Here is a 26,695-nt window from a genome sequence, read left to right on the forward strand (position 1 = left end):
AATCAAAGTCAGCTGTCGGCGCTGCCCACGAACTGGCACTCGCGGCCATGACCTGCCGCTCGCCACGGTCAGCTTTGCGGCACGGAGCACAGTAGCTTAGACCAGGTAATTACTCCTGGAAAATTCGGTGGCCACGGGACTGGCTTTACCCCGTGAGCCCAATGGAGGTAAAAACAGAATCGCCTTGACATCGCTACGAGGGTTTGAACAGTTCACAGTCACTTATGTTGGACAGCGGCCTGAAGCGTCAATGACAGTGGAGCGCTCCAAGACGACGACATCTGTTGACTTGCCTCAAGCTTCAACGACTCTTTAACACTATGCTTCCAACGAACGCGCCCAGGCGCTCTACCACTGCAGGGGACTCCGTCATGAGCATTTCGCCCGGCCTGTCACATCGCGTCGCACTCACCGCCATTGTCCTTGCCGGTGCTGCCGGAGCCTGCCCGGGCCAGGCGGCCGCCGCGACTTTTTTCAGCTCATTCGCCGACGTGACCGCCACGGTTAGCCTTGGCCAAGGCGCGTCATGGTCCGGCCTCGGCTTCGCTGCGGGTTCGAACTTTCTTGATGCCTCGGCCCAGGTGGCGACACCGGGGGATGCGGCCTACCAGATCTCGCACGTCAACCAATCGGTCAATCGCGGCGACTACGCACCGCCGATACCCTACGATGAGGTCAACCTGAACGGCGGAATCGCCCCGCTGATCTTCAAAGACGAAAACGGCTCCCTGGACTATCCCTACGCAGCCGCCAGTTCGTCGATGGGGACAGCAAGTGCGATCGCGACGCCGTCCGGGTCAGGGTTTTCATTCACGATGAATTCCAACATCACTGGCGAGGCGTTTGAACCGAAAGGCTACGCGACGGCCAGCGTGGACTGGCTGGCGAACACGTTCTTCAAAAATCTGACAGCAGATCCGCTAACCGTGGTCTGGACCGTGGCCTACAACTTGACAGCCAAGGCGCATGCCGATCATCCACCCAGCGACAGTGCCGTAGTGGAGACCAAGCTTTTTGCTGGAATCGGAGCGGGTCTTCCTTGCTGCGATCCAAAAGATGCCTTCGCCTTCAATGTCGCAGGAGATCCTCCCCGTGATCCGCCGGTGTCCATGGTCCCGGTGCGGCCGAATCCGGACCCCAGGATCGGGGAAAAGAGGTACGAGATCACTCTTGCCCCGGGTGCGACTGACCAATTTTCGATCCACCTCACACAGTCCGGTTTCGCCGAGGTTGCCCATGTGCCGGAGCCGGCCACCGTGTGGCTTGTCGCCGCCGGGCTTGGTGCGCTGGCCATCGCCGCACGACGGCGGGTGGCCTGACGTCAGGTACGGGTTGCCCAAATATCCGGCCAAGCGTGGTGCGCAGCGCAGCATGCGCGCCGCCGTTTCCGTGGCCTTGCGCAGATCGCTCTCAGCACCCCTGAAGCTCAACTCAGGCCCAAACACCAGCAGCTCGGCGGCCCGGCCAGCCAGGCTGGCCACATGGATCTTGACCTCTTGCGGTGCGCGGCCAAACAGCAAGGCATGAACCAGCCCGTGGCCGGCCTCGTGCACGGCCAGCGGAGTGCGAAAGTCCGGGTTGCTGCGCTGGCGCAGGCGGCTGATCTCAAACGGTGCCGCAATGGCCTGCGTCTGGCCGCGCCAATGCGCGATCAGGCTGCGGCCATCGGCCGTGAGGGCCACCGTGTCGTCCGCCGTGGCGCCGCATCCCAGCGCCCACAGCGCAGCCTTCGCCAGGCCGGCGCCCAGGATGGCGTGCAGCGACGAAAACAGCGGCCGAGTCCCCTGGGCGGGGAAGACGGCGTTGGCGTAGATCTGCTCGTGCACGCTGGCGTCCACCTCAAAGCGCAGGCCGCATCGCGCGGCCGTTTCACGGGCATAGCGGGCGCAGCCTTGGTCGATCAACTGCTCGTAAGCGCGCCGACTGAGCGACGGGTAGACCACATGCTCATTGCCCAGGCGCGCCACCTGCTCGGGCTTGAAGCGCTTGTTGAGCGCCTGCTTGACGTCGATGACGCTCAGCTTGCTGGTCAGGGCATGGAAGGTGTCGGCGTTGGCTGTAGTCGGTCTCCCATTGCCTCGGCGCGTTCGGCATCGTAGGCGGCCTCCGCGATGGACGATTCGATGTCGCCCAGCAGCGAAAGCGCGGGCGGCATGCGGCCGTCGGACAGCAGGGCCCAGACGTCCTGGTAGCGCTCTACACGCACCTCGGCGCGCTTGTTGTCGATGGTGCAGAAGCGCTGGAACCCGTCGAGCGCCAGGATGCCGGGCTCACCCTCTCGCGCCCGGCGCCGCACCGGCTGGGTTTTGCCGGTGCCCGTGAGGCCCCAGAGGCAGACGATCACTGGCCGCGTGACGAGCTCGGGCAGCACGTACCAGGCCCGCACTGAATCGATGACGCGGTCGATGCCGAACAGCTCGGTCTTGAGTTGAACGGCGATGTCCTGCAGCTGTTGGTTTCTCTGCGCGAGCTGCCCGCGCAATGTCTGGATGTCATTCATCCCAGTCCTTTCGTCGCACCAGCGCTTGCAGCGCCATGCGGTCTGCGCGGCGCTGTGCGCCACGGCTTTGGATGTGTTGACCTGCGCCACGCAAGCCACGCTGGCTGAGTGCGCGCGCCACAGGGTCGCGCGCACCGGGGCTCGTTTTTTCGAGCACCAGCGTCATGGCTTGTTTCAGGCGGCGCAGGGCTTTGATCCGGCCCTCTTGGAGGGCGCGGGAGCGGAGTTGTGCACTCATTCGGTTTTTGAAAGCAAAAGCCCCGGCTCAATGGCTGCGGGGCTTGCTTAGCCGGCGCGGTCTGAAAGCCGTATCTGTGAACAGACACGGTTCAGCCGGGGCTCGGGAACCGTGTTCAGTCGATGGTGGGGATGAACAATGAGGACATAAGAGGGATCTCCGTCATGCAGGAGGTTTTGCGGGCGCTGTCGTGGGCGCCTTCGGCAATGGGGGCGGATGATACAAGCGTCTATGCCAATCCGCAAGCCTAGCTTCTCAGGCTCAGCGCATAGCAGAAGAGACTGATGGGCCTGCCGTAGTGATCCCATGCGTACTGGTCCACATCCAGCAGGGGCAGCCCGTCTTCCCATGAACCGGTCTGGAAGAGCCCCCCGCTGGGATCAAAGATCATCGAATTCGAGTAGGCAATCGCATGCCCGCCAACAACGCCGAGGTCGGCATTGTTGTAGACATAGGTCAGCACCAGTGTTGGCCGGCTTGGCAAGGGGCCCAGCTGGTAAGCCACGCACACGTTGTGGCCCTTGTTCTGCAGATTGAACTCCTGCACATCGATCGCCTTCCCGTAGCGGCGCGCGATGTTGGCACTCCATTGCTTGATGGCGGCGAAGGCGATGGATTGGTTGGCTTCGGGGTTCGGTGCTTGCTCGCTTTCTGCGGCGTAGATGCGGTGTTTTTCCAGGGTGCTTGTCCAGCGCGATTTGTCGGCACCGACCGCAGGGCTGCTTGCCAGCACCATCTGCTGAAGCCCTTCGTCGCCGCCGAACATCTCATGGCGCACCGTGGCCAATCGTTCACGCCATCGCCCCTCCGGCTTGTCGGTGCTTTTGTGTCCCAACCACTCTTCCCTCGACTGGAAGAAGTTCACTGTGCCTCCACACAGCGAGGTAGCGGCCCACTTGACGGCCAGGCGCAGGCATGCGCCTTTCGGCGTGATCTGCGATTGCTGGAACGACTGTGTGTTGACGTAGCCCATGGATTCCTCCCGAAGTTGCGAATTGCCAGGCTCAGCCCCAGTGGTGAAGCTGCACACCATGCAAACTTGCCCATCATGATGGCGGCCTTGAGAGCACGCGCACCAGCTCGACCCGATATGGCAAACCACCAATCACTTGGCCCCCGCCATCGGCACGCGCGATGTCACCGCACCAACACGCGAGTAACCCTCAGTCGTGTCCAACCGGCCATCCCCATCGGTGTCCATGTCGGCGCTGACGACCGAGCCCAAGCGCAAATGCTCAAGCCGAGCCACTTTCTGCGTGATAGGGTCAACGTACTCCACCGTGTGCGCCACGCCATCGCGGTACAGCGTTCGCACATCGGTCACGCCATCGCCATCCAGATCCACCTCGGCCAACTCGGGGTTGTTGCGCTTGTAGTGGATGCGCGTCTCCTTGACCCCATCAAAGTCCTCGTCCAAATCTGAGCGAACAAGCTGACCATGGCCATCGAAGGTGCTGATCGAATCGATCCGCTGGTCGAAGTTGTGATCCACCTCGGTCGACAGGTGTCGGCCCGAAGCCGAGAAACGCCAGCGTTCATCCAGCACGCCGTCGCCGTTGTTGTCCCGGCCTTCAGTGGAGGCGGGCGCGCGCATGAAGGCCAAGGACAGCGCCACGCCCAGGGCCAAGCCGCCCAAGGCAGGCAGCGCCCAACGCGAGCGGCCGCCGCGGCCATCCGCCGTGGCGCCAACCGGCGTGTCGGGCACGGGGCTGGCGGCTTCCCAGCGGTCAATCGCCTCCCGGGCGCGCAGGTGATCTTCTTCCGCCACCTCCAGCCGCACAAGGCCGGCGGCTGGCAACTCGCCCATGGCACCTTGGAGGTACGCGCCACGGAGGTGGGCCGTGATGCCCTCTTGCCGGAGCACGTCCAGCAGCATCTGAGCCTCCAGCACATTGGCGGCGTTGTACACGGTCTTCATGGGCGATCTTTCAATGCTGGCACCATCAATGCCCGCCAGTGCAGGTGGGGCATCGCTCCTGCCCGACGTGGCCGGGCTTGCCGGTCAGCATAACGCGCCGCCAAGCCCAGAAGCGAGGGGAACATGCGAGGCGCTGCCCAGGTTCAAGCAGGAGTTTCGGAGCGGGTTGGTGGTGCCTTGATGTGCGTCAGATGCTGGGCCAGTTCCAAGGAAAACCGATGCGCCAGGGCATAGATGCTCAATTGAGGATTGGCGCCAATGCTGGTGGGCAGGACCGATCCGTCGTGGATGGAGAGGTTGTCCAGCGCCCAATGGCGCCCACCTTGGTCAACCACACCTTGGTCTGGCGATGAACCCATCGGGCAGCCACCCATGACGTGGGCTGAGCCAGCACCCTGGTGGTGGGGCACTTTGCTGAACTGCTGGATGGCTTGCGCCGCTTCAGCCGGGTTCCGGTAAGGCTTGGCCTGTTCATGCAGGGGCAGCACCTCACGCGCACCCGATGCAAACTGAACCTCGGCCATGGCCTTCCAGGCACGCTTGAAGCCCGATGTCACATGCTCATCGAGCGGATAGTGCAGCAATGCCGAGCCATCCAGGTTGAGGTGAACGCGGCCGCCCTGTGACGCGGGCTCGAAACCATCGCGCAGCAAGGCATGGAGCATTTGCGTTCCAGCATAGCCCTCAAAGCGTTGCATCAACTCATGCCCCACACCACCGAACAGGATCGATGCCAGACCAGGGTGAATCGGTATGGCCTCAATCTTGAAGCCGATGCCCGGGTTCAATCTGGAGCGGCGAATGAAGTCATCGCAATACACCGTTTGAGGGGCGCCGGCCCACGCCGCCACCTTCTCGTCGAAACGTGCGGCGGAGAACGCCACCGGATGAAGGAAGGTTCTGCGCCCGATCAGGCCCGCAGCGTCAGGGGCGTCTGAACGCAGCAGCAGCGCAGGCGAATTGATGCCGCCCGCCGCCAACACATAGTGGCGCGCCTGGATGGTGATGGGCGATCCAACCGGGTCACCTGACGGGGCCACAGGCCTGGCCACCAGCTGTTGCACGCGGCCATGGCCCAACTCGAAACGCTCTGCGCGCAAATGGTGCAGCAGGGTCGCGCCGCCTTGCAAAGCAGCCGGGATGGTCGTCACCAGCATGGATTGCTTGGCGTTGGTGGGGCAACCCATGCCGCAGGACCCCAGATTCCAGCAGCCTTTGACGTTCCGCTGGATGCGTTGGGACTGCAGACCCAACGCCTTGAGCCCCTCTTCCAGCAAGCTGTTGTTGCGGTTGAGCGGCACCTCCCAGGGCGCGATCTGGAGGCGCTGCTCCATCGCCGCAAAGCTGTCCTGCAAAGCGGTGGAGGTGATCTTCTTCAACCCCAGCTCATCTCGCCAATGGGCCAGGGTGTCGTCGGGTGTGCGAAAGCTGGTCGTGTAGTTGACGACCGTGGAGCCTCCCACGCAGCGCCCCTGCAAGATGGAGATGGTGCGATCCAGCGTTTGGCGCGCCCCACCCTCCTGGTACAAGGTGGCGTAGGCCTCGGCTTCGTTCTGACGAAAATCCTGGCTGGTCTTGAGTGGGCCTTCCTCGATGATGAGGACCTTCAAGCCGGCCTGCGTCAGCAGTTCTGCCGTGACACCGCCGCCCGCACCCGAGCCGATGATGGCCACGTCGCATGAGAGCTTGCTTGAGTTCAGAGCGCGGGCATCGTGGACTTTCCAGCCACTGGCCATGCCTTGCGCAAAGGGATCGGGTAGTTTGCTCATGCGGGGTCAGATGTCCATCGGGCCAGGGTAGGCGGTCATGGCCTGCAAGCGTGGGTCGGAAAACACCTGCAGGCACACCAGATTGCGCAAGGACTTGTAGGCCACCAGCGTGGGCAGGTCAGATGACAAGCGCATGCGGTCAAGCGCTTGAGCGACTTGCAGGTCGGACAAGCGGGACCAGGGTTGGTTCACCCCTGTCAACAGGTACCTGGACGGAGGGCTTTCCACGGCGCCCAGCAACCCCCCCAACTGCAGCTTCACCAAGTGCGGGAGTTTGGCCGCGCCAGCTTCGACGCGTTGCCTGACGGCATACAGAAGATGTTCTCGCTGCGAGGCGTTCGCGGCCAGAAAACCCGCCAGCACCCCGCGTGACATGTGCCCAAGGATCTGTTGGCCCCGGGCCGTCAACACACCTTCATCCACCCCGCGCACCACCCAGATGTGGGCCAGCGATCCCAGCCCACCGGCCAGCACCACGCCGGAGGTGCCCAGCGCCCCACGCAGCCATGATCGTCGGTTCATGCCACCACCTGAGCGGCGATTTCCAAGGTCGGCACGCTGAGTCAAGACGTCACCTTTGATCCTTATTTAAGATTACACTATTGTAACGATAATTAGGCGTTGGACAACACCATGCACAACACACCGCAGCCATCAACCCGTTCCGACTCATCGAGCCGACTCGACGTTCAGTTCCCTTCTGGAAACAGCCAGTGCAGTGCATGGCTCTACCTGCCCGATGCGCCCAAAGCGCCGGTGATCGTGATGGCCCACGGCCTTGGCGCTGTTCGCACCATGCGGCTGGACGCCTTCGCCGAACGGTTCAGGCAGGCCGGCTATGCCTGCCTGGTCTTTGACTACCGGCATTTCGGCGACAGCGAAGGAACCCCGCGCCAGTTGCTTGACGTCAAGAAACAATTGCAGGACTGGCATGCCGCCATCGCCTGCGCGCGGCGTCGGCTAGATGTGGATGGGCAGAAAGTGATCCTTTGGGGCACCTCCTTCAGCGGCGGCCACGTGATCGCGGCGGGCGCTGAAGATGGCAAGGTCGCCGCGGTGGTGGCGCAATGCCCCTTCACCGACGGCTTGGCGTCCACGTTGGCGCTCGGCCCCATCAGTGGCGCGAAAGTGTCCGTGCTGGCCATCCTTGATGTGCTTGGCTCGGTCTTCGGCGCCGCTCCGGTGATGGTGGCGACCAGCGGCAAGCCTTACTCGGCCGCGTTGATGACGGCGCCCGACGCCGAGCCCGGGTACAAGGGCATCATGCCGTCAGGCCAGCCCATCCCCAACGAGGTGGCGGCCCGCTTCGGCCTGCAGATCCTGACGCACTACCCGGGCCGACGTGCCGCTGCACTGAACTGCCCGAGCCTGTTCTGCGTGTGTGACAAGGACTCCGTTGCGCCCTCAGGCCGAACGCTGAAGCATGTGCGCAAGGCCCCACGCGGCATCGTCAAAACCTATCCTGAAGGCCACTTCGACATCTATGTGGGGCAAGCTTTCGAACGGGTTGTGGCTGATCAGATCGAATTTCTGCATCGCACCGTTCCCCCTTCCGCTTGAGCGACCATCAAGCCAACCACGCCATGATGGCCGTCGCGATCACGCCTTGTCATCGCGCCTTTCCGGGCGCCAGGCGAGTCAGCTCAAATCGCTTGCTCAGGATTCGGTCCAGCAGCGCGGTCGGCAGCACCTGCTTGAGCAAGGGCAGCAAGGTGCTCTTCTTCCCAATCCGGATGACAGCAGGCGGGCGCTCACGCTTCAACTGGTGAACGAGTTCATCGGCAAACACATCGGCCGATGTCGCATCTTCCTGGCTTTCATTCGCCCGTGCCAGCACCCCGGATCGGACGGCCTGGTAGGGTGACTCCAAGGCCAGATTGACCTGGTTGGCCGCGCGGTCGCCAAACGAGGAACGAATGCCACCGGGTTGAACCGTGACCACGTCGATGCCCAGTGGCCGCAACTCCATGCGCAGTGCATCCGAGGCCGCATTCAGGGCCGCCTTGCTGGCGCAATAGGCGCCCGCGAAAGGCGTGGTCATCACGCCCGACACGCTGCTGATGTTCACCACCGCGCCACGTTGGTGCTGGATCATGCCGGGCAACACAGCGCGGGTCAGGGCCATCGGTGCAAACAGATTGACATCGAACTGCCGTTGCCATTCTTCCGAGGGCACGTCCAGCAACGGCCCCATGGCGCCATAGCCCGCGTTGTTCACCAAGACGCCAACGTGGGCCCCGGCCGATCTCAACGTGGCCAGTACGCGCTGAATGTCTTCGCCGCGCGTGACATCCATGGCCAAGGTCAGGATGCCTTCTTGTGCCAGGTCCTTCATGGTGTCCATGCGCCGCGCGGTCGCACAGACGCTGAACCCTTGTCGATGGAAGGCCAGCGCAAGCGCCTTGCCGATGCCCGATCCGCAACCGGTGATCAGCACCACTTCATTGGCTTGAGGTGTCATGGATTCACTCCTTGTCTGTGGGTGCTTGCAAGGCGTGCAGCAGCGCGATCTGTTGTTGATCCCGGATGGAGGCCAACTCGTCGATGGACAAGCCACCGTAGCTTTGCTTGACCTGGGCGATCAGCGCTTGCTTCGTGCGCCCCGTCAGCAAAACCGGGCGCAGGCGCATGTGGAGCCACAGCAACTGCAAGCCGGTGGCAAATTGCTGGAAGAAGGCCTGGATGCCGCCCGCCCCGCCCCCCAGGTGGGCAGACTTGAACGGCCCACCAGTGGCCCACCTCAAGCCCAGTGAAGACTGCACCGCGATGTCCAGATCCTCCACGGACACCACCCCCTGCCTGACCAAGGCCACGCTTTCCCGAATCATCGCGGCCTGAATGCGGTTGGCCACGAAGCCGGGGATCTCTTTGCGCAGCACAATGGGCCGCTTGCCCAGCCCGGCATAAAACTCACGGGCGCGGCGCACGGCGTCTTCACTGGTGCGCTTGCCTGGCACCACCTCCACCAGCGGGACCAGGTGCGGTGGGTTGAAGGGGTGCCCCACGAGCATGCGCTGCGGCGATTTCATTTTGCGGGATTGCATGGACGCCGTGATGCCCGAACTCGACGACAGCAGCAAGGCCTCAGGCTTGCAATGCGCCTCCACATTGGCCCACAGCGCTTGCTTGAACGTCAGGCGCTCCGGGCCGCACTCCTGCACCACGTCCGCCTGGCCCACCGCCCGAGGCAGATCAGCCTCGAACGACAAGCCTGGGCCCTCAGGATCCAGTGAATGCCCCAGTTGCAGCATGAAGGGCTGGATGCGCCGCAGTTCGGTGCGCACGCGCGAGGCCACGTCTGGCGCCACATCATGGATGCACACGCGGTGCCCATGCGCCAGAAACAGCGCCGCCCAGGACGTGCCGATGAGCCCGCCTCCGATCACAGTCACGTTCATGTTCTTCTCCATGGATCAGCTCATGCCGGAGGGATGGCCCAGGCCACGATGCCACAAGCCGCAGGCTTTCATGAACACCTGGCTTGAGGCGGGGGCCACGCTGTACAGGCGCATGGCCCATCGCAATTGCCAAGGAAACACGACCTCGCGCTTGTCATGTCGGATGGCGGCGACCACTTCCTTGGCCACCCGCTCGGGCGTCAACACCGGGAACACTTTGGAGATCGGAGGATACCAACGCATGTCCGCGCCATTGTTCAAGAAGTAGGTGGTGTCCACCTGTGACGGGCACACCAGCGACACCTGAATGCCCGTGCCCTCCAACTCACCGGTCAAGCCCCGGCTCAATGCGACCATGGCATGGCGAGCAGCGGTGTAAGGCGCCATGTAGGGCATGGGCATCAACCCAGCCGGGCTGGTGAGGTTGACGATGTGCCCCCGCTTCTTGTGGAGCATGCCCGGCAGGACGGCCTGGCAGGCCACCACGGCAGGCACCATGGGCAAGGCCAGGGCCAGGTCGCACTCCGCGTCAGAGGTCAGGTGCAAGGGCTTGAAGGTGCCCGCCCCCACGTTGTTGACCAGCACATCGACCGGGCCATGCCGACGCACGGCCTCCGCCATGGCCGCCCGAACCGCTGGCGGTGTGCCCAAGTCGGCCGCCACGAAATCGGCCTGGCCGCCCATGCGTTTGATCTCATCGACCAGCATGGCCAGCTTGTCCTGGGAGCGCGCCATCACCACCACGATGGCGCCTTGCCGCGCGATTTCCAAGGCAATGGCCCTGCCGATGCCTTCTGAGGCTCCTGTGACCACGACCACCGCACCAGCAAGCTGAGTCAAAACGTGCCCTCTTGAGTCTATTTAAGATTACAATATTGTAACGATAAATAATGTGGTCCACACCATGCGCAACACGCCGCCGCTGTCAACCCGCTCCATCGGGCAACTCAAAGAGGTCTTCCGCGCAGGCCGTTCGGTCGATGCCCATGAATTGGCGGGCTTTTATGCTGGAGAACCAGCGGGCCCTTGGTGGTTTCGGCTCAGCAGCGGCCCCACTTTGGACTTCACGGGGTTCGGTGGATGGCTGGGCAAGCAGTTTCTTGGAGAAAACCGGGCCGTCAACCTGTTCGATTGCAGCGGCGGCAGGCAGCAACTCTTCCCCATGACGCTGGCGCGAATGCCCTCCCGGGTGGATGGTCAAGACACGCTGGTGCTTCTTTATCCGAGCACGGCACGGGCTCCGTGGTGCTGGGTCACCGATGAGCTGCGGTGGGCCAGCGATGGCAGCATCCTGGGCATGACGTTTGTCGATCGGCCCCTGATCAGGCACATGGTCTTCCCGTTCGTGCTCAAGCCTGGCAAGGTCTGATCTGGCCAGGGCAACGCCAAACTTCAGCTCAGCTTCACCTCAAGAATCTCAGCCAGCTGAATGGCGTGCGCCCATTCGAGCGGGCCGCCGAGCAGTCCTATTGCCAACCTGATCATGGCTTGCCTTGTCCGCTGCCACAGCGCATCGGACGGCGCTTCAGGGCCAAAGTGGAAACGATAGCCCAGGTACTCGACACCAATCACGAACGACTCCACTTGCAGAGGATCGAACGGTGCCCGCTCCAGGCTGATCGCCATCTGATTGAGCTCGACCCCGATGGCCTCCAGCACGCGCTGGCGATGAGCCGAGGCAGGAGACCGTGCGTCATGCATTTCTGCATAGATGGCGCGCAGCAAAGGGCCGGCCTGTTCACCCCAGGCTCTCCACGCCAGAAGGCCAGCCTCCACCTTCTGCATGGGCCCGTTGGCTTGACGAATGGCCGAGACCACCATGTCGATCAGGCGGTCATTGGCTTCCCGAAGGATCAGTTCGAGGACCTCGTCGGTGTTCTTGAAGTAGCGGTAGAACGTGGGCCGGGAGATGTCGCACGCTTGCGTGATCAGCTCAACCGACACGCCGTGCGAGCCATGGTCGGCGAAGACCCTGGCTGCCGCATCCTTGATGTGACCGCGGATGCGCTCGGTTTCAGCCGCATTGCGAGGGGGGCGGCCTTTTCCGCGCTTTCCCACGGAGGCGTCGTCAGAAGTGGGGTTCGAAAGCATGGCCGTGGTGTCAGATCGAGCAAGGCAGTGGCATGCCTGCATTATCGTCGCGACGATCCTGCCAAGCCGATGATGGATCCGGCGCCCTGGGGCCAATGACGCTCAGTGAGTCAATTTCACCACCACCGCCAGCCCAAAGGAAAGCAGGCAGGCCCAACCCGAGAGCAGCCACCGCAGCGGGATCGAATGGGGCACGAAGCCCATGCCGCGAACGAAGCCCGCACTCATCGACCAGAACAGCAAGGTGGCCAAGGCGTGGTCGGCCTTCCCCGACGAGTTGGCCATCACCAATGGGTAGGCTGTGCCACCCAGCATGATCACCAGGGCCACCACCAAACTGGGCAGCTGGATGCCCGGCGCGGCCCGCCTGGTTCGCTCCACGGCGATCATGGCTGCGAATCCCCGCCCAAGGGGTGGTCGCCAGACAGAGCCCGAGCTTCCTCGGTCTCGCCCCACATGGCGTTCATGATGGCCAGCAAGACGGCAAAGCCAACTCCAAGGACCCAGGCGAAATACCACATGGCTTTGCTTTCTCAGTACGCGTTGTGTTCGTTGGCGCGGATATGCGCGAGGGTGACCTTGCCACGCATCACGCGGTAGGCCCAGGACGTGTACAGCACGATCAGCGGCATGAAGACGATGGTGGCGCCCAGCATCAGGCCGAGCGTCATGGGACTTGACACGCTGTCCCACACCGTGAGGCTGGCGTTCGGCATCGTCGACGATGGCATGATGAAGGGAAACATGGCCGCGCCTGCGGTCCCGATGACGCCAGTGATCGCCAATGCGGAAACCACAAATGCGGTGAGGGTCCAGCGCCAGGTCACCAGGATGCCAGCGAGCAGTGCCCCGCCCACGCCCAGCGCGGGCAGGATCCACAGCAAGGGTTGCTGGTCATAGTTGGCCCACCACCCGTTCGCACTGCGGACCACGGTCTTGGCCAAGGGGTCCGCCAAGCCGCCCGGATCGATGGCGGAGGTGATGACGAAGCCTTCGATGCCGCCGAAACGCAGCCACAGCCCGGCAGCGACAAACGCCACGACCATCACGAGCGCTGCGCCCACGGCCGCCCTGGCCGCACGCCGCTGAATGTCACCTTCAGTGCGGTGCGCCAGGTACATCCCACCATGCATGGTGATCATGGCACTGCTGACCACGCCAGCGAGCAGCGCGAATGGGTTCAACAGTTGCCAGAAGCTGCCGGTGTACGTGGACACCAGGTAATCGTCGAAGCTGAACGGCACGCCTTGCAGCAAGTTGCCGAAAGCCACACCGAAGATCAAGGGCGGCACGGCGCCACCGATGAAGAGCCCCCAGTCCCACGTGCTGCGCCAGCGCGCATCATGGATCTTGCTGCGGTAATCAAAACCCACCGGGCGGAAGAACAAGGCCCACAGCACGGCCAGCATGGCCCAGTAGAAGCCGCTGAATGCGGTGGCGTAGACCAGGGGCCATGCAGCGAAGATGGCGCCGCCACCCGTGATGAACCAGACCTGGTTGCCGTCCCAGTGCGGCCCCACGGTGTTGATGACGACGCGCCTCTCTTCGTCGCCCTTGCCAACGAAGGGAAGCAAGGTGCCCACGCCCATGTCGTGGCCATCCATGATGGCAAAGCCCACCAGCAAGACGCCCACGAGCAGCCACCAGATGAGTTTGAGGGTTGAATAGTCGAGCATGTTGTTCTCTCAAGCCAGCCCATGGGCGGCGGTGTGGGCCGGTTCGGTCTGGTAGCGCCCCGTCCCGAGGCTACCGGGGCCCTGGCGCGCAAACTTGACCATCAGATAGACCTCGACCACCAGCAACACGGTGTAGAAGGCGACGAAACCTGCGAGCGATCCGTACAGGCTGCCAACGCTGAGTGTCGAGACCGAGAGGTGCGTGGGGAGCACGCCGTAAATGGTCCACGGCTGCCTGCCGTATTCCGCGACGAACCATCCAAGCTCGCATGAGATCCAGGGCGCGGGCAGCATCCACAAGGCCCACTTGAGCAGCCACGGCCTTTGGGTGAACTCGGATTTCAGCGTGCTCCAGAACGAGAGCCCGAACAAGGCCAGCATCGCGAAGCCAAGCCCAACCATGATTCGGAACGACCAGAACATGGGCGTCACGCGCGGCACCGTGTCATTGACGGCCTGGTCGATCATCTCGGGGGTTGCCTGGCGGACATCGTTCACGTACTTCTTCAACAGCAAGCCAAAGCCGAGGTCGGCCTTGTGCATGTCGAACACCTGCTTGGCAACGGCATCATCGCGGTGCTTGCGCAGGGTTTCGAGGGCCGTGACCGCCACGATGCCGTTGACGATGCGCTCCCGGTTTTTCTCCTTGATGTCCTTGATGCCCGGGATCTGCTTGCTCAATGAGCGGGTTCCGATCAGGCCCATGACCCAGGGCACCTGGACGGCCCAATCGTTCTTCAACTCGGCCTGGTTGGGCCAGGCCACCACCGTGAACGATGCGGGGGCTGGCTCGGTTTCCCACATGGCTTCGATGGCCGCCATCTTGGTCTGCTGCGCCTCGCCGACCGTGTAGCCGGACTCGTCGCCCAGCACGATGACGCTCAGCACGGAGGCCAGACCAAACGCCGAGGCCACACGGAAGCTTCGCTTGGCGAACTCGACATCGCGGTTCTTGAGCAGGTACCAACTGGAGATGGACAGCATGAACATGGCCCCGGTCACATAGCCGGCGGAGACCGTGTGCACGAACTTGGCCTGTGCATCGGGGTTGAACACGATGGCCCAGAAGTCGGTCATCTCCATGCGCATGGTCTGGTAGTTGAACTCGGCACCGACCGGGTTCTGCATCCAGCCATTGGCAATCAGGATCCACAGCGCGCTCAGGTTGGTGCCGATCGCCATGAGCAGCGTGACCATGAGGTGCCGCGTCTTCGGCAGGCGGTCCCATCCAAAGAAAAACAGGCCAATGAACGTCGATTCAAGGAAGAAGGCCATCAAGCCCTCGATGGCCAAGGGCGCACCGAAGATGTCGCCCACGTAGTGCGAGTAATAGGCCCAGTTCGTTCCGAACTGAAACTCAAGGGTGATGCCGGTGGTCACGCCAAGCGCGAAGTTGATGCCGAAGAGCTTGCCCCAGAAGCGCGTCATGTCTTTCCAGATGACGTTGCCGGTCATCACGTAGACGCTCTCCATGATCACGAGCAGCCACACCATGCCAAGGGTCAGAGGCACGAAGAGGAAGTGGTACATCGCGGTGGCGGCGAACTGCAGCCGCGACAGGTCGACGAGTTGTTCTGAAATCAAGGTCGGGCTCCTGGTCTGGACGGTTCGCCGGCGATGTGGGCCGCTGCCTGCTCAGGATCGACAGCGACATGGCGGTCCCGGACGAAGCCCCACCACAGCCCCGCCAATACCACCAGCTTCACGGCCACGGCAATGACAAGGTGAGGCATCAGGCGGCGTTCGGCAGCGGGCATGCCTTCTCCATTCCAAGAAGCGTGCCATGGCCAAGTCAGGCCAAGCTGGCCTTGAACGCTTTGGCGTTTTCACAGGTAAACCGCGGGTAAAGCGGGCGCACCGACGGCTTTACCCGCTGCGCCAGAACTGCCAATGTGGCAGCCAACAAGTGCCAGATGGCAGCGCCTGCCAAGCTGGCAGGCCCGGGAGGCTCAAGCCAGGCCGAGGGCTTTCAGTCGGCGGTACAAGGTGCGTTCACTCAAGCCGAGCTGGGCAGCCAGTTCGCGCCGGGTTCCCTGGAATGCCGCCAGGCGCTGTGCAAGCTCTTGGGCGCCGCCACGCTGGCGGGTCGATGTCAGCGCCTGGGCTGGGTGCGTCGTCGCTGGCCCACCCAATGGCGCCAAGGACTGGCCGAACTGCTCGGGCAGGTGCTCCGATCGGAGGATGCCGTCGTCGGCAAAGAGTCGGGCTCGGTCGAGCACGTTGCGCAACTCGCGGATGTTGCCGGGCCAGTCGTGGTGCTGCAGTTGGGCCATGGCCGCGGGCTCCACCGAGATCCGGTGCTTTGCATCGCTGCCCCGTTGCAGAAAGGAGTCCACCAACATCGGGATGTCGGCCACCCGGTCTCGCAGCGGCGGAAGGTGGATCGGAAACGCGCTGATCCGGTAGTAGAGATCCTGGCGAAAGCGCCCATCCGCCACCATCTGGGCCAAGGGCTTGTGGGTGGCCGCCACCAGCCGGAAATCGGCCTGCTGGGTCTCGACACTGCCAACGCGGCGGAACGCGCCCGATTCAATCAAGCGCAGCAGTTTGACCTGCATGGACAGCGGCACATCACCGATCTCATCCAGGAACAAGGTGCCGCCCTGGGCCGTTTCAACGAGACCTTTCTTGCGCGTGTTGGCCCCGGTGAACGCCCCCTTTTCGTGGCCGAACAGTTCGCTCTCGAACAAGGTCTCCGGCAGGCCTGAACAATCGACCACGACAAAGGGACCGCCCGATCGCGGGCTCGCCTCATGCACCGCGCGCGCGAAAAGTTCTTTGCCGGTGCCCGACTCGCCAAGCAGCAGCACCGCCAGCGTGGATGGGCCAACGCGCTGCACCGCCGCCAGGGCCGCGTTGAAGGCGGGGGAGCGTCCAACCAAGCCCTCGGCACTCGGGCGCGCCGAGGCATGACGGACGGTCACCAGACGCTCGACGTAGGCCACCACCTCCCGGCGGCCATCAAGGATGGGCCGCAGTTCAACATCCACATGCTCGGGGCCCCGAGGGGTGTGGTGGATGTGCAGCACGCGGTCGGGCCCCTTGAGCTCGAAGGCCTTCTTCATCGGGCAGTGCTCGCCGGCCTGATCGCATGGCACGTCGTAGTGGTGCGAGATGCGAAAGCACTTGTGCCCGATATAGGGCTTGTCGACGGTGCTGAACTGCCGCCTGTAGGCCGTGTTCGCGGCAAGGATGTTGTAGTCCGGGTCGAGCACGATCATCGGCTGGGCCTCGTGCTCAAGGAAGGAAATCAGGGCTTGAACTTGCGGGGCTGACCGCAGGCCCTCCGGATCGGTGACAGGCATGGACATGGGGTGGCCGGGAAGTTTGAGCCATTGTGCGCCCTCACTGCCACATCTGCCAAACCTGGCCCCTGGCTGCCAGATCGCCTGCCAACGTCGCAGAGATGGCAGTCATCAACCCAGTCGCCGCGCATCGAATGCCTGCATTTCTTCTTATTAATCATGGGGTTAGGAAATCAAGCCGCTCAGCGGTTGCGTTGGCATGGGTCTTGATAAGACTGGACCAGCAGCACAACGCTGCCAACCAGCAAGGAGACTCTCATGCAAAAGAACGAAGGCACTCTGGACCGTGTGTTGCGCATCGGCGCAGGCTTGGCCTTGATCGGAATGGCGGCGACGGATGTCATCGGCTTCTGGGGGTACATCGGCATCGTCCCGCTGCTCACTGGCGCGGTCGGCGTGTGCCCGCTGTACTCGGTACTGGGCCTGCGCACTTGCCCGATCAGTCGTCGCTGAAGCGGAGGCCGCCGATGAAGAGCCGCACCGCCTTGCAGGTCGAGGGCTTTTTCGATCCAAACACTTGGACCGTGAGTTACATCGCCCTCGACACCTCGACCCAGCAATGCGCGCTGATCGACAGCGTCCTCGACTACGACCCGGGGTCGGGTCGAACCTCTCATGAAAGTGCTGACAAACTGATCGCGCGTGTCCGCGAACTGGGCGCCACCGTGGCGTGGATACTGGAGACCCACGTTCATGCCGATCACCTTTCAGCGGCGCCTTATTTGAAGCAGCAGCTGGGCGGCCAATTGGGCATCGGCGAGCACGTCAAGACGGTGCAGAACGTGTTCGGTCAATTGTTCAACGTGGGCAGCGAATTCGCCCGTGATGGTCGGCAATTCGACCACCTCTTCAGCGACGGGGAATGCTTCAGCATTGGCCAGCTGCCGGTCCGGGCAATCCACACCCCCGGCCACACCCCGGCCTGCATGACTTACGTGGTGAGTGACGGTGAAGGCGCCCACCAGACCATGGCCGCATTCGTCGGCGACACGCTGTTCATGCCGGACTACGGCACCGCTCGATGCGACTTCCCCGGTGGCGATGCCCGCACGCTGTACCGCTCCATCAACAAGGTTCTGAGCCTGCCAACCGAAACCACGTTGTACATGTGCCATGACTATCAGCCGGGTGGTCGCGAAGTTCAGTACATCAGCACGGTGGGCGATGAGCGCGCGAAGAACATCCACGTGCGAAACGGCATCAGCGAAGAAGAGTTCGTCGTGATGCGCAACACGCGCGATGCGACCCTGGCCATGCCCACGCTGATCCTGCCCTCCGTGCAGGTGAACATGCGTGCGGGGCATTTGCCAGAGCCTGAGGCGAACGGTACGCGCTACATCAAGATCCCGCTGAACACCCTCTGACGGGACCCCAGCATGGAGATGAGTTTGATGGGGCTAGGTCTGGGTGCCGTCGTCGGGCTGATCCTCGCGCTCGCTGGCGCAGGTGGCGGCATCCTCGCGGTGCCATTGCTCGTTTTTGGCTTGCACCTGACGATCATGCAGGCAGCACCGGTCGGCCTGATCGCTGTCGGAGCGGCCTCTGGATTGGGGGCGGCATTGGGCCTGCGCGAAGGCATCGTCCGCTACCGTGCTGCAGCGCTGATCGGCATCACCGGCATGTTGCTCGCGCCCGTGGGCGTGCAACTTGCGCGGCTCATTCCCAATCAGCCCTTGATGGTGGCGTTCTCCGTCGTGCTGGGGTGGGTTGCATGGCGCAACGGCACCAGCGCACCGCTTGAGGCCAGGGAAGCGAAGATACCTTGCGTGGTGAACCCCAGCATGGGTCGCATCCTGTGGACCGCGCCATGTGCCTGGGCCTTGGCGGGCACCGGGGTGGTGTCAGGCTTGCTGAGCGGCCTCCTGGGCGTCGGTGGCGGCTTCGTCATCGTGCCGTCTCTGAGCCGCCATACCGACCTGCCTGTGCGAAGCATCTTTGCCACCTCTCTGGCCGTCATCGCGCTCGTGTCCATCGGCGGGGTGGCTGCCGCGGCCTGGCAAGGCGCCATCGCGTGGCGCATCGCCCTGCCATTTACCTTTGGGGCGATGGCCGCCCTGCTCGCCGGGCGGCAGCTGGCCTCCCGTTTGGCCGGAGCCCGTTTGCAACAAGGATTTGCGGTGACCAGCGGGGCCGTTGCGATGCTGCTTCTCGCCAGAGGATTGGGCTGGATCGTCATCTAGCGATTGCCAGGCTAATCCTGCCAGCCTGCCAACAAGCCCTCATCGATCCAGCGGCGCAGGTGGCCACCCGCCACGGCTGCCGCGTTCTCGTGCGCGGGCAACAATTCCGCCAAGCATGCACACGTCTCTGCGAACGACTGCCCCTGCATCAACGCCCGCAAAGCCGCCGCCTCGCTCGGCAACACGCTCCTGAAATGCGGCCGCTCTTCAAAGCGCCACACCACCACATCGATCGGCGATGGCAAAGCCTCAACCGGCGGGACGTCAAGATCCTGGTCCAGCGCGTGCCACAAGCTCAGCGTGTTGCACCGCAGGTTGATCAAGGCCAGCGTGGGGTGCGGTTTGAACACGACCGTGGCCCAGTCCTCGGGCGCCAATGCGGCCACGTCGGCCAGGGCCAACACCGGCGCATCCAGCCCATCAAAAGCTGCGCGCATGGTCCAGTCCAGGCGCGCGATCTCTGCCACCTCCGGGTGATCACCCAAGGCGCTGCCCGCATCGCTCAATCGCTGCGCCAGCCAATCGGGGTAGGCGCCGCCATACCAACGCAGGTTGGCCGACTCGGACGGGTGCGTTTCAATGAACTCGGCCGACAAGGCATCGAACCATTCATCCCCCAGGTACAGCACGGTGTGGCCAAAGCTGTCGCGCAAGGTTTCTTGCAAGCGCGCCCGGTAGGCGTGGTGGTAAATGCCCAGACGCTGCGCGGCGCTGCCCGGCACCACGCTGACCACATCGGCCACGGCGGCCGCATCGCCCACCAGCACATGGCCTTGCAGGCGTGATTGCAAGGCCTCCAGCGAAGACGACTTAGAGTCAAACGGCATCGTCATCACGCGGCCCGCCTTTCCAGCACCGAGGCGGCCACGCTGCGCGCCTGGTCCAGCTCGGCGATCAGCTCGGGCAAAGGCGGGATGTGGTCATCGCGCTCGATCATCGTGGCCACGGCACCATAGCGCTCGCAGGCCTGGGCGTACAGGGCCCACACCGCATCGGCCACGGGGTGGTCGTGCGTGTCGATGATGTGGTCGCCATGGTCGGTGTGGCCCGCCAAATGGATCTGCTGCACGCGGCCCACGGGGATGTGGTGGATGAAGTCCAGGGCATCAAAACCATGGTTCACGCTGCTGACATGGATGTTGTTCACATCGAGCAGCAGCAGGCAATCGGCCTCTTCGCACAGGCGGGCGATGAAGTCCCACTCCGTCATGTGCGAGCTTTGAAATTGAACATAGCTGGAGACGTTCTCCAGCACCAGGCGTCGGCCCAGCACGTCTTGCACCTGGCGCACATTGCGCACCACCAGCGCGAGCGCTTCGTCGGTGTAGGGCAAGGGCATGAGGTCGTGCAACTGGCGGCCATGCACACCGGTCCAGCACAGGTGGTCTGACACCCACAGGGGGTCGACACGTCGCACCAAGGCGGCCAGCTTCTTCAAGTAAGCCGGGTCTGCGCCGGCGACCGAGCCGATGGACAGCGAGACGCCGTGCATGGCCATGGGGTAGCGCTCGCGCAGGGCATCAAGCATGCGCAACGGCTTGCCGCCGGGCACCATGTAGTTCTCGGAAATGATCTCCAGCCAATCCACTTTTTGCGGCTCGGCCAGGAAGTCGGGGTAGTGCACGGTGCGCAGCCCCAGCCCGAAACCGGGCGAGGGCCGCGTCAGCACGGCAGGCCTCGTGCTCATGCGTTGGCTTACTTGGCGGCGCCCAGGTCGCCAATGGTGCCGCCCTTGCTCAGGCAGGCCTTGGCGTCCATGGCCTTGAAGCCGTGGCCCTTGCAAGCGTTCTGGCCCTTGCAGGCGCTTTCAGTGGTCTTGCAATCGCTGTTGCCCTTGCAGGAGTGCACGCCGTAGCAATGCACTTTGTCGCTGGCAGCCACGGCCGCGCCCATGCTGCCGGCAGGTGCTTCAGCAGCGAAGGCGGCGCCCGACATGGCGATCAGGGCGGCAGCGGCGGCCAGGGCGGCGGAAGAGGTGGTGCGTTGGGTCATGTTGATTCTCCGATGGCGTCAAAAAAATGGGTTTGTGGAACAAGGCCCGAACGCTGTTTGACGTTCTGGACAAGGAGGTAGTCGGGGCCACCCGCCAGTTCTTACACCCCCCTGCAAAAAAATCAGCGCTCTTCGCAAGACTGCGCCAGCCACTGCCGTGGCGACACCCCCATCCTTTGAGCAAACACCCGCGACAGGGCCGACGCATTGGCATACCCCAACTCCGAAGCCAGCAACTTGACCGCCTTGCCTTGCCGCAACCCGGTCTGGGTCAAACTCATGCGCCAGTTGGCCAGGTAGTCGCCCGGGGTGGCGCCCACCACGCTTTTGAACCGGGCCGCGAAAGCGGTGCGTGACATGCCGGCCTCTTGCGCCAGCGTGTCCAGGCTCCAGGGTTGGCCGGGATGATCGTGCATGGCGACCAAGGCTCGTGACAAGGGCGGATCGGCCAGCCCCGTCAGCATGCCCACCGGCACGCCACCATCCTCGGGGTGGTCCAGCAGCCAGCGCAGCATCTGCAGCAGAACGACTTCGAACAGGCGATCGGCCAGCAGCCGTTGGCCACATTGAACGCGGTCGGTTTCTGCGAACAGCAATGCCAGCGCAGGCGCCAGCCCCTCCACGTGGCTCAAAGGCAAGAGCACGAGCGGCGGCAAGGCCCGCACCAACGGGTGCGTGTGGCCGCCCTCGAAATCAAGCGTGGCACAGGCGAAGTCGGCACCGTCGTCTGGGGCATTGTGGAACTGGTGCGCCAGCGGCCTGGGGTAGAACAGCAGGCTGGGCTCGCACACGTGGATGCGCTTGCGCAAGCCCGTGCTGGCTCGGTGCGTGACCACCATCTCGCCCTGCCGCAGCACGTGCAGAAAGCCACGCCCGGGTTTGGCGGCGTAAGTGGTCACGCCGCACAAAGGCCCGGTGTGGAACAGGTGTGCCCGAACGCTGAAGCGTTCGAGCAGCGAGGAGAGTCGATCAATGGGCTGAGTCGCCATGCTTGAGGGCCACCTTGGGGAAGTCCACGGGCACGCTCAAGGCCACGTTGACGTAGTTGGTGAACAGGTTCAAGGCCACATGGGCCAGGATCTCCACCACTTGCTCATCGCCAAAGCCCACTTCGTGCAAGCTGGCCACATCGCCATCGGTGATTTGGCCACGTTCGCTGACGACCTTGAGCGCAAAGCGCAAAGCGGCGGCCGTGCGGGGATCGGCAGACTGGCCGATCTGCGCGTCGGCCATCTGCTGCGCTGATGCACCGGCTTTCTGGCCCAGCGCCGTGTGGGCCGCCAGGCAGTATTCGCAGTGGTTGCGGTTGGCGATGGCCACGGCAAGCTGCTCGCCCAAAGTGGCCCCCAGGCTGCCCTTGCTCAAGGCGCCAAAGGCCGACCACATGCTTTGCAGCGCGACGGGCGAATTGGCCACGGCCTTGAACATGTTGGGCGTGGCGCCAAAGGCCTGCTGGATCTGGCCGAGGAGGGCCTGGCTGGCGGCGGGTGCTTGCGGGGTTTGGAGAAGAGTGATGCGGGACATGGTGATTCCTTGGGTGTTGAATGGAGCCCTCAGTGTCCCGAAGCTTCATGAATCCAAGGGTTCATTTCGTACAGGATTCATGCCCATTCGTCCATCAACCCAATCACCCCAGGGTCGTGTGGATGGTCACCCCGCCCTTGAGTGTCAGGGTGACCGGCGTGCGCTCGGCAATGTCGAGCAACCGGGCCTGCTGTTCATCGTCCAGGCCGGTGATGGTGAGCGTGCGGTCGATCTTCGACGCGCCATCGTCGCCGCGCGAGAAATGCAGCCCCACCTCCACGCTCGCCAAAGGCCAAGCCTTGCGGTCGGCGTACATGCGCAGCGTGATGGCTGTGCAGGCGCCCAGGCTGGCAAGCAACAGGTCGTAAGGCGCGGGCCCCGCGTTGGCGCCGCCCAAAGCCTGAGGTTCATCGGAAACCAAGGCATGGCCTCCAACTTCGATCTGCGTGCGGTACTGATCACGCCCAATGCGGGCAATGCCGTGTGCCATGGTGCTGCTTCCCTTTCAGTCAAACAAGGTGATGTGAACCCGAACAAGGATATGCGCGAATCGCACCGCCACCCTGCATGCAAGGGGAAGGCGCATGAGCAAGTTACCGCTAGACTTTCGACTGACCAAGGGAGCCCCATGAAAACCATCTTCAAATTCACATTGGCGCTGACCGCCTGCGTCTGGATGGGCGCAGCAACTGCGGCCCCTCCCGAGACTTTCGTGTCAGGTACGGGCACCCTGGATTTCCAAAGTGCTGATTTCCGCATGCAGTCCTTGCTGGGCATCAGAACCAATTTCCTGCTCCCGGATGGAAACCCCCTGCCGCTCAACACGGCCCAGTACAGCATCCCCACCAAGTCCGCCACGCTGAGCTTCAACAGCGCGACCATTTCCGACACCACTGGCAAGGTATCTTTCAACGCGGGAAATTCGCAGCTGTCCCTCTACGCAGTGCGCCCGCAGGAAGATGAATACGGGGACTACAACTACGATCTGCCCGTGCTGATCAATCTGGTCGCGCTTAGGAACATCACCTTCGACCTGAGCGACGCGTCCATTCATGCCGACATCACAAGCTATACCGGCACAGCCGATGGCATCCACCTGGTGGACAGTTTCGGCCGGATCACGGTGTTCAAAGGCATCGCGCCGATCACCGACGGCACGCAAGGCCTGATCGTCGATGGCCACGCCAGCGGCAGCACCATCGGTGGCCTGAGGTTGACGGACGAAGGCGCGGACATCGTGCTCAATGGCCTGTATGCCTGGTCGGGCGTGCCTTTGGACAAGGAAACGCCAGGCACCATCTACACCGTCGGCAAGACGGTGAACTGGGGCAGTGCCAGCGCCTCAGGCACATTCGCATCCTCGGTGCCCGAAGCATCCACCCAAGCGCTGATGCTCGTCGGCCTGTTGCCCCTTCTGGCTTTCAGCCGCCGCGCGCGCCGTACAGGCCGCTGAGCGAAGGGCGCCTCACTTGTAAGCCGCCACTCTAGCCGCGTCCAGCTCCTTCTCCATCTGCCCCTGGTCGATGAGCTGATCCTGGAAGCGTTTCATGATGGCCTTTTCCCGCTGCTTGTACTCGGCAGTCTGAGCGTCCTCCGACCTGAGCTTGGCGTCCATGGCCGCGTCATGCTCCAACGCGCGCAACAGGGCCTGGCGCGCGGCCTCTTCCATGGGCTTGCGCTGCGCCTCGTCGGGGATCATGTCGGCGTAGATCGCGGCCTGCAGCATCAAGGCTTCAGGCGCGGTCACCTCCTGGTTGGCAAAACGCACCGGCAAGGCATCCAGGATGCGCTGGCCCACTTGGGCGCGCTCGATCGCATTGGGTTGGTCTTTCAAGGCGGTCCACTTGTCCATGTCGCGCTTGAAACGCAAGTAGCCCACCAGGCGGTTGAGCTCCTGGTCGCGCTTTGGGTGGTTGCTCAAGCCGTCCACCAGTTGCTGCCATTCCTGGGGGTCGATGTCGGCCGGGCGCTCCGGCTCGTGGCTGCCCGAGGACGAAGGCGCCGCGGCCGGTGGTTCACTGTCCAGCATCTTCGCGTAAGCCTCCTCGTGCGGCGGCGTGGGCGGGGCATCGACCGAGTAGGTGCGGCTGGCGTAGTACGCGCCACCCAGCATGGCCAACACCACGGCCCCACCCACCACCCAAACGGTTCTTGAGCGCTGTTTCTTGATCACCAACATGACTGCCACTTCCTCGATTCGGATCCGCGTGATGGAGGCGATCGTTGCACGCAAGGCATTCAAGCCCACCAGGGTATCTCCGGGTCACCCCCCTTTCCAGGGGGCGGAAATGGCTGCCCAAATGGGCAAATTAGCCCCTTTGCCGTCAGAACATCCCCCCGAACGCTTCACTCTGCGGTATAAATGCGACCTTAATTCGAACGATCGTTTGAAAAGCACGGTCGTTCGAAAATCCAGATCGCTCCCATGGCCCGGCCGCTGTTCACGCGGCTTTCAAAGAGGTGACTTCCTATGCCGCAGTACAAGGCGCCCTTGCGCGATATGCGCTTCCTGTTGAACGACGTGTTCGACTACACCAGCCACTACGCCAGCCTGTCCAATGGCGGCGAAGCCACCCCGGACATGGTCGAAGCCATTCTGGAAGGTGCGGCCACCTTCTGTGAAGAGGTACTGGCCCCCCTGAACCTGTCAGGCGACCAGGAAGGCTGCCACTTCGACAACGGCGTGGTCACCACGCCCAAGGGCTTCAAGGAAGCCTACAAAGAGTACGTGGCTGGCGGCTGGCAAGGCCTGTCGCACGACCCCAAGCACGGCGGCCAAGGCCTGCCCATGTCGCTGAACCTGATCAAATCAGAAATGATGGGCACGGCCAACTGGTCGTTCACCATGTACCCCGGCCTGAGCCTGGGCTGCATGAACACCATCATGCAGTACGGCACCGAGCCGCAAAAAGACCTGTACATGCCACCGCTGGTCTCCGGCGAATGGACGGGCACCATGTGCCTGACCGAACCCCAGTGCGGCACCGACCTGGGCCAGGTGAAGACCAAGGCCGAGCCCGTGGGCGACGGCACCTACAAACTCACCGGCACCAAGATCTTCATCTCGGCCGGCGAACACGACCTGGCGGACAACATCATCCACATCGTGCTGGCGCGCCTGCCCGACGCACCGCGCGGCACCCGTGGCATCTCGCTGTTCATCGTGCCCAAGTTCCTGGTGAACGCCGATGGCTCGGTGGGTGAGCGCAACCCCGTGGTCTGCGGCTCGATCGAGCACAAGATGGGGATCCGCGCCTCGGCCACCGCCGTGCTGAACTTCGACGGCGCCGTGGGCTACATGATCGCCGAGCCCAACAAGGGCCTGGAAGCCATGTTCACCTTCATGAACACCGCCCGCATCGGCACCGCCGTGCAAGGCGTGGCCCACGCCGAGCTGTCGTACCAGGGCGCCCTGCCCTACGCCAAGGAGCGCCGCTCCATGCGCGCACTGTCCGGCAAGAAGGATGCCGATCACACCGCTGACTCGTTGATGTGGCACGCCGACGTGCGCCGCATGCTGCTGATCCAGAAGTGCGTGGCCGAAGGCGGCCGCGCCATGATTTACCACGCTGCCAAGCTGGCCGACAACATGGTCAACGGCGTGCTGGAAGGCAACAAGGCCAAGTACGAAGCGTTCGACGACAAGCTGGGCTTCTACACCCCCATCCTGAAGGGCTTCCTGACCGAGATGGGCCTGGAAGCGGCGAACCTGGGCATGCAGGTGTTCGGTGGCCACGGCTACATCAAGGAACACGGCATGGAGCAGATCGCCCGCGACGCGCGCATCGCCACGCTGTACGAAGGCACCACCGGCATCCAGGCACTCGACCTGCTGGGCCGCAAGGTGCTGCTGACCACCAAGGGCAAGTGCGTGCGCGAGTTCACCGGCGACATGCTGAGCCTGGCCAAACCCAACCTGCTGTCGGGTGGCGCCCTGGGCAAGATGGCCCGCCAGCTGACCTGCCGCGCCATCCAGTGGAACGTGCTGACGACCCGCATCATGCTGCGCGCCGCCAAGGACCGCGACCTGGTCAGCTCGGCCAGCGTTGACTTCCTGATGTACTCGGGCTACCTGATGATGGCGCACTTCTGGCTGCAACAGGC

General features: G+C 63.4%; 32 protein-coding genes. 9 read left to right on the top strand and 23 right to left on the bottom strand.

Going from position 1 to position 26,695, the window contains the following annotated elements; genetic code table 11:
• Window positions 1–371 precede the first annotated feature (371 nt).
• A complete protein-coding gene (locus Q7V20_RS12765) occupies window positions 372–1,319 on the top strand; it encodes a PEP-CTERM sorting domain-containing protein (RefSeq protein WP_304791516.1) in 948 nt (315 codons plus the stop codon).
• A gap of 162 nt (window positions 1,320–1,481) precedes the next feature.
• The gene (locus Q7V20_RS24360; RefSeq protein WP_370652461.1) at window positions 1,482–2,099 is read left to right on the top strand and encodes a hypothetical protein; all 618 of its coding nucleotides are present in this window, start codon (window positions 1,482–1,484) and stop codon (window positions 2,097–2,099) included.
• On the opposite strand, the gene Q7V20_RS24365 is transcribed toward Q7V20_RS24360, so the two are convergent.
• The 6 genes from Q7V20_RS24365 to Q7V20_RS12795 all read right to left on the bottom strand — a co-directional run bounded on the left by Q7V20_RS24365 (window position 2,030) and on the right by Q7V20_RS12795 (window position 6,947).
• A complete protein-coding gene (locus Q7V20_RS24365) occupies window positions 2,030–2,500 on the bottom strand; it encodes a hypothetical protein (protein WP_370652462.1) in 471 nt (156 codons plus the stop codon). The genes Q7V20_RS24360 and Q7V20_RS24365 overlap by 70 nt on opposite strands.
• Window positions 2,493–2,738, bottom strand: a complete 246-nt coding sequence (locus tag Q7V20_RS12775; RefSeq protein WP_304791519.1) for a hypothetical protein — start codon at window positions 2,736–2,738, stop codon at window positions 2,493–2,495. The genes Q7V20_RS24365 and Q7V20_RS12775 overlap by 8 nt, the downstream gene beginning before the upstream one ends.
• 247 nt (window positions 2,739–2,985) lie before the next feature.
• The gene (locus Q7V20_RS12780) at window positions 2,986–3,711 is read right to left on the bottom strand and encodes a hypothetical protein (protein WP_304791522.1); all 726 of its coding nucleotides are present in this window, start codon (window positions 3,709–3,711) and stop codon (window positions 2,986–2,988) included.
• 132 nt (window positions 3,712–3,843) lie between these two features.
• On the bottom strand, window positions 3,844–4,656 hold the full coding sequence (locus tag Q7V20_RS12785; protein WP_304791524.1) for a DUF2007 domain-containing protein: 813 nt from the start codon (window positions 4,654–4,656) through the stop codon (window positions 3,844–3,846).
• Window positions 4,657–4,799: 143 nt separating this feature from the next.
• Window positions 4,800–6,425 carry a GMC family oxidoreductase gene (locus tag Q7V20_RS12790; protein ID WP_304791526.1) on the bottom strand — a complete coding sequence of 542 codons (1,626 nt, stop codon included), beginning with the start codon at window positions 6,423–6,425 and terminating at the stop codon, window positions 4,800–4,802.
• 6 nt (window positions 6,426–6,431) lie between these two features.
• Window positions 6,432–6,947, bottom strand: coding sequence for a hypothetical protein (locus Q7V20_RS12795; RefSeq protein ID WP_304791529.1), 516 nt, complete (start codon window positions 6,945–6,947; stop codon window positions 6,432–6,434).
• A 111-nt stretch (window positions 6,948–7,058) separates the two neighbouring features.
• On the opposite strand from Q7V20_RS12795, the gene Q7V20_RS12800 reads away from it, so the two are divergent.
• Entirely contained in the window at window positions 7,059–7,985 is a 927-nt protein-coding gene (locus Q7V20_RS12800; protein ID WP_304791532.1) for an alpha/beta hydrolase, read from the top strand.
• Between the two features lie 49 nt (window positions 7,986–8,034).
• Here the strand turns inward: Q7V20_RS12800 and Q7V20_RS12805 are convergent, their stop codons facing one another.
• The 3 genes from Q7V20_RS12805 to Q7V20_RS12815 are packed head-to-tail and all read right to left on the bottom strand — an operon-like array spanning window position 8,035 to window position 10,663.
• On the bottom strand, window positions 8,035–8,886 hold the full coding sequence (locus tag Q7V20_RS12805) for an SDR family oxidoreductase (protein WP_304791534.1): 852 nt from the start codon (window positions 8,884–8,886) through the stop codon (window positions 8,035–8,037).
• 4 nt (window positions 8,887–8,890) lie between these two features.
• Window positions 8,891–9,823 carry a 3-hydroxyacyl-CoA dehydrogenase NAD-binding domain-containing protein gene (locus Q7V20_RS12810; protein WP_304791537.1) on the bottom strand — a complete coding sequence of 311 codons (933 nt, stop codon included), beginning with the start codon at window positions 9,821–9,823 and terminating at the stop codon, window positions 8,891–8,893.
• A gap of 15 nt (window positions 9,824–9,838) precedes the next feature.
• Window positions 9,839–10,663: an SDR family oxidoreductase gene (locus tag Q7V20_RS12815; protein WP_304791539.1), complete on the bottom strand. Its 825-nt coding sequence runs from the start codon at window positions 10,661–10,663 to the stop codon at window positions 9,839–9,841.
• A 64-nt stretch (window positions 10,664–10,727) separates the two neighbouring features.
• Here Q7V20_RS12815 and Q7V20_RS12820 point away from each other — a divergent pair, with 64 nt between their 5' ends.
• The gene (locus Q7V20_RS12820; protein ID WP_304791542.1) at window positions 10,728–11,192 is read left to right on the top strand and encodes a hypothetical protein; all 465 of its coding nucleotides are present in this window, start codon (window positions 10,728–10,730) and stop codon (window positions 11,190–11,192) included.
• Window positions 11,193–11,215: 23 nt separating this feature from the next.
• Here Q7V20_RS12820 and Q7V20_RS12825 read toward each other — a convergent pair whose 3' ends face one another.
• The 7 genes from Q7V20_RS12825 to Q7V20_RS12855 form a co-directional block, all read right to left on the bottom strand.
• Window positions 11,216–11,914 carry a TetR/AcrR family transcriptional regulator gene (locus Q7V20_RS12825; RefSeq protein ID WP_304791545.1) on the bottom strand — a complete coding sequence of 233 codons (699 nt, stop codon included), beginning with the start codon at window positions 11,912–11,914 and terminating at the stop codon, window positions 11,216–11,218.
• Between the two features lie 102 nt (window positions 11,915–12,016).
• Window positions 12,017–12,304, bottom strand: coding sequence for a cyd operon YbgE family protein (locus Q7V20_RS12830; protein ID WP_304791547.1), 288 nt, complete (start codon window positions 12,302–12,304; stop codon window positions 12,017–12,019).
• The gene (gene cydX, locus Q7V20_RS12835) at window positions 12,301–12,435 is read right to left on the bottom strand and encodes a cytochrome bd-I oxidase subunit CydX (protein ID WP_304791550.1); all 135 of its coding nucleotides are present in this window, start codon (window positions 12,433–12,435) and stop codon (window positions 12,301–12,303) included. The genes Q7V20_RS12830 and cydX overlap by 4 nt, the downstream gene beginning before the upstream one ends.
• Before the next feature lie 12 nt (window positions 12,436–12,447).
• Window positions 12,448–13,590: a cytochrome d ubiquinol oxidase subunit II gene (gene cydB, locus Q7V20_RS12840; RefSeq protein ID WP_304791553.1), complete on the bottom strand. Its 1,143-nt coding sequence runs from the start codon at window positions 13,588–13,590 to the stop codon at window positions 12,448–12,450.
• 9 nt (window positions 13,591–13,599) lie between these two features.
• On the bottom strand, window positions 13,600–15,174 hold the full coding sequence (locus Q7V20_RS12845) for a cytochrome ubiquinol oxidase subunit I (RefSeq protein ID WP_304791555.1): 1,575 nt from the start codon (window positions 15,172–15,174) through the stop codon (window positions 13,600–13,602).
• Complete coding sequence (cydP, locus tag Q7V20_RS12850; protein WP_304791558.1) at window positions 15,171–15,347, bottom strand: cytochrome oxidase putative small subunit CydP; 177 nt, start codon at window positions 15,345–15,347, stop codon at window positions 15,171–15,173. Before cydP ends, Q7V20_RS12845 begins: the two co-directional genes overlap by 4 nt.
• A gap of 192 nt (window positions 15,348–15,539) precedes the next feature.
• Window positions 15,540–16,895, bottom strand: a complete 1,356-nt coding sequence (locus tag Q7V20_RS12855; RefSeq protein WP_304791606.1) for a sigma-54-dependent Fis family transcriptional regulator — start codon at window positions 16,893–16,895, stop codon at window positions 15,540–15,542.
• Between the two features lie 258 nt (window positions 16,896–17,153).
• On the opposite strand from Q7V20_RS12855, the gene Q7V20_RS12860 reads away from it, so the two are divergent.
• The 3 genes from Q7V20_RS12860 to Q7V20_RS12870 are packed head-to-tail and all read left to right on the top strand — an operon-like array spanning window position 17,154 to window position 19,075.
• Window positions 17,154–17,348 carry a DUF2892 domain-containing protein gene (locus Q7V20_RS12860; protein WP_304791561.1) on the top strand — a complete coding sequence of 65 codons (195 nt, stop codon included), beginning with the start codon at window positions 17,154–17,156 and terminating at the stop codon, window positions 17,346–17,348.
• A 14-nt stretch (window positions 17,349–17,362) separates the two neighbouring features.
• Entirely contained in the window at window positions 17,363–18,259 is an 897-nt protein-coding gene (locus tag Q7V20_RS12865; RefSeq protein WP_304791563.1) for an MBL fold metallo-hydrolase, read from the top strand.
• A gap of 12 nt (window positions 18,260–18,271) precedes the next feature.
• Window positions 18,272–19,075 (top strand): sulfite exporter TauE/SafE family protein, encoded by an 804-nt coding sequence (locus Q7V20_RS12870; protein WP_304791566.1) that lies wholly within the window; start codon window positions 18,272–18,274, stop codon window positions 19,073–19,075.
• An 11-nt stretch (window positions 19,076–19,086) separates the two neighbouring features.
• On the opposite strand, the gene Q7V20_RS12875 is transcribed toward Q7V20_RS12870, so the two are convergent.
• The 6 genes from Q7V20_RS12875 to Q7V20_RS12900 all read right to left on the bottom strand — a co-directional run bounded on the left by Q7V20_RS12875 (window position 19,087) and on the right by Q7V20_RS12900 (window position 23,081).
• Complete coding sequence (locus tag Q7V20_RS12875) at window positions 19,087–19,908, bottom strand: DUF2063 domain-containing protein (protein ID WP_304791569.1); 822 nt, start codon at window positions 19,906–19,908, stop codon at window positions 19,087–19,089.
• Window positions 19,908–20,762: a DUF692 domain-containing protein gene (locus Q7V20_RS12880; RefSeq protein WP_304791572.1), complete on the bottom strand. Its 855-nt coding sequence runs from the start codon at window positions 20,760–20,762 to the stop codon at window positions 19,908–19,910. The genes Q7V20_RS12875 and Q7V20_RS12880 overlap by 1 nt, the downstream gene beginning before the upstream one ends.
• An 8-nt stretch (window positions 20,763–20,770) precedes the next feature.
• Window positions 20,771–21,067, bottom strand: a complete 297-nt coding sequence (locus Q7V20_RS12885) for a hypothetical protein (protein WP_304791575.1) — start codon at window positions 21,065–21,067, stop codon at window positions 20,771–20,773.
• Between the two features lie 122 nt (window positions 21,068–21,189).
• Window positions 21,190–22,056: an AraC family transcriptional regulator gene (locus Q7V20_RS12890; RefSeq protein ID WP_304791578.1), complete on the bottom strand. Its 867-nt coding sequence runs from the start codon at window positions 22,054–22,056 to the stop codon at window positions 21,190–21,192.
• A complete protein-coding gene (locus tag Q7V20_RS12895; protein ID WP_304791581.1) occupies window positions 22,037–22,591 on the bottom strand; it encodes a carboxymuconolactone decarboxylase family protein in 555 nt (184 codons plus the stop codon). Before Q7V20_RS12895 ends, Q7V20_RS12890 begins: the two co-directional genes overlap by 20 nt.
• Window positions 22,592–22,694: 103 nt before the next feature.
• Window positions 22,695–23,081: an OsmC family protein gene (locus Q7V20_RS12900; protein ID WP_304791584.1), complete on the bottom strand. Its 387-nt coding sequence runs from the start codon at window positions 23,079–23,081 to the stop codon at window positions 22,695–22,697.
• Between the two features lie 138 nt (window positions 23,082–23,219).
• Between Q7V20_RS12900 and Q7V20_RS12905 the strand changes: the two genes are divergently transcribed.
• Window positions 23,220–24,044, top strand: coding sequence for a hypothetical protein (locus Q7V20_RS12905; RefSeq protein ID WP_304791587.1), 825 nt, complete (start codon window positions 23,220–23,222; stop codon window positions 24,042–24,044).
• Between the two features lie 12 nt (window positions 24,045–24,056).
• Here the strand turns inward: Q7V20_RS12905 and Q7V20_RS12910 are convergent, their stop codons facing one another.
• Window positions 24,057–24,770 carry a hypothetical protein gene (locus Q7V20_RS12910; protein WP_304791590.1) on the bottom strand — a complete coding sequence of 238 codons (714 nt, stop codon included), beginning with the start codon at window positions 24,768–24,770 and terminating at the stop codon, window positions 24,057–24,059.
• Window positions 24,771–25,061: 291 nt separating this feature from the next.
• On the opposite strand from Q7V20_RS12910, the gene Q7V20_RS12915 reads away from it, so the two are divergent.
• Window positions 25,062–26,695 (top strand): acyl-CoA dehydrogenase family protein (locus tag Q7V20_RS12915; protein WP_304791593.1); only part of this gene is annotated, 1,634 nt, incomplete at its 3' end.

Origin of the sequence: Aquabacterium sp. (assembly GCF_030652515.1) — a bacterium.
In the GTDB taxonomy this organism is placed as follows: Bacteria; Pseudomonadota; Gammaproteobacteria; order Burkholderiales; family Burkholderiaceae_C; genus Aquabacterium.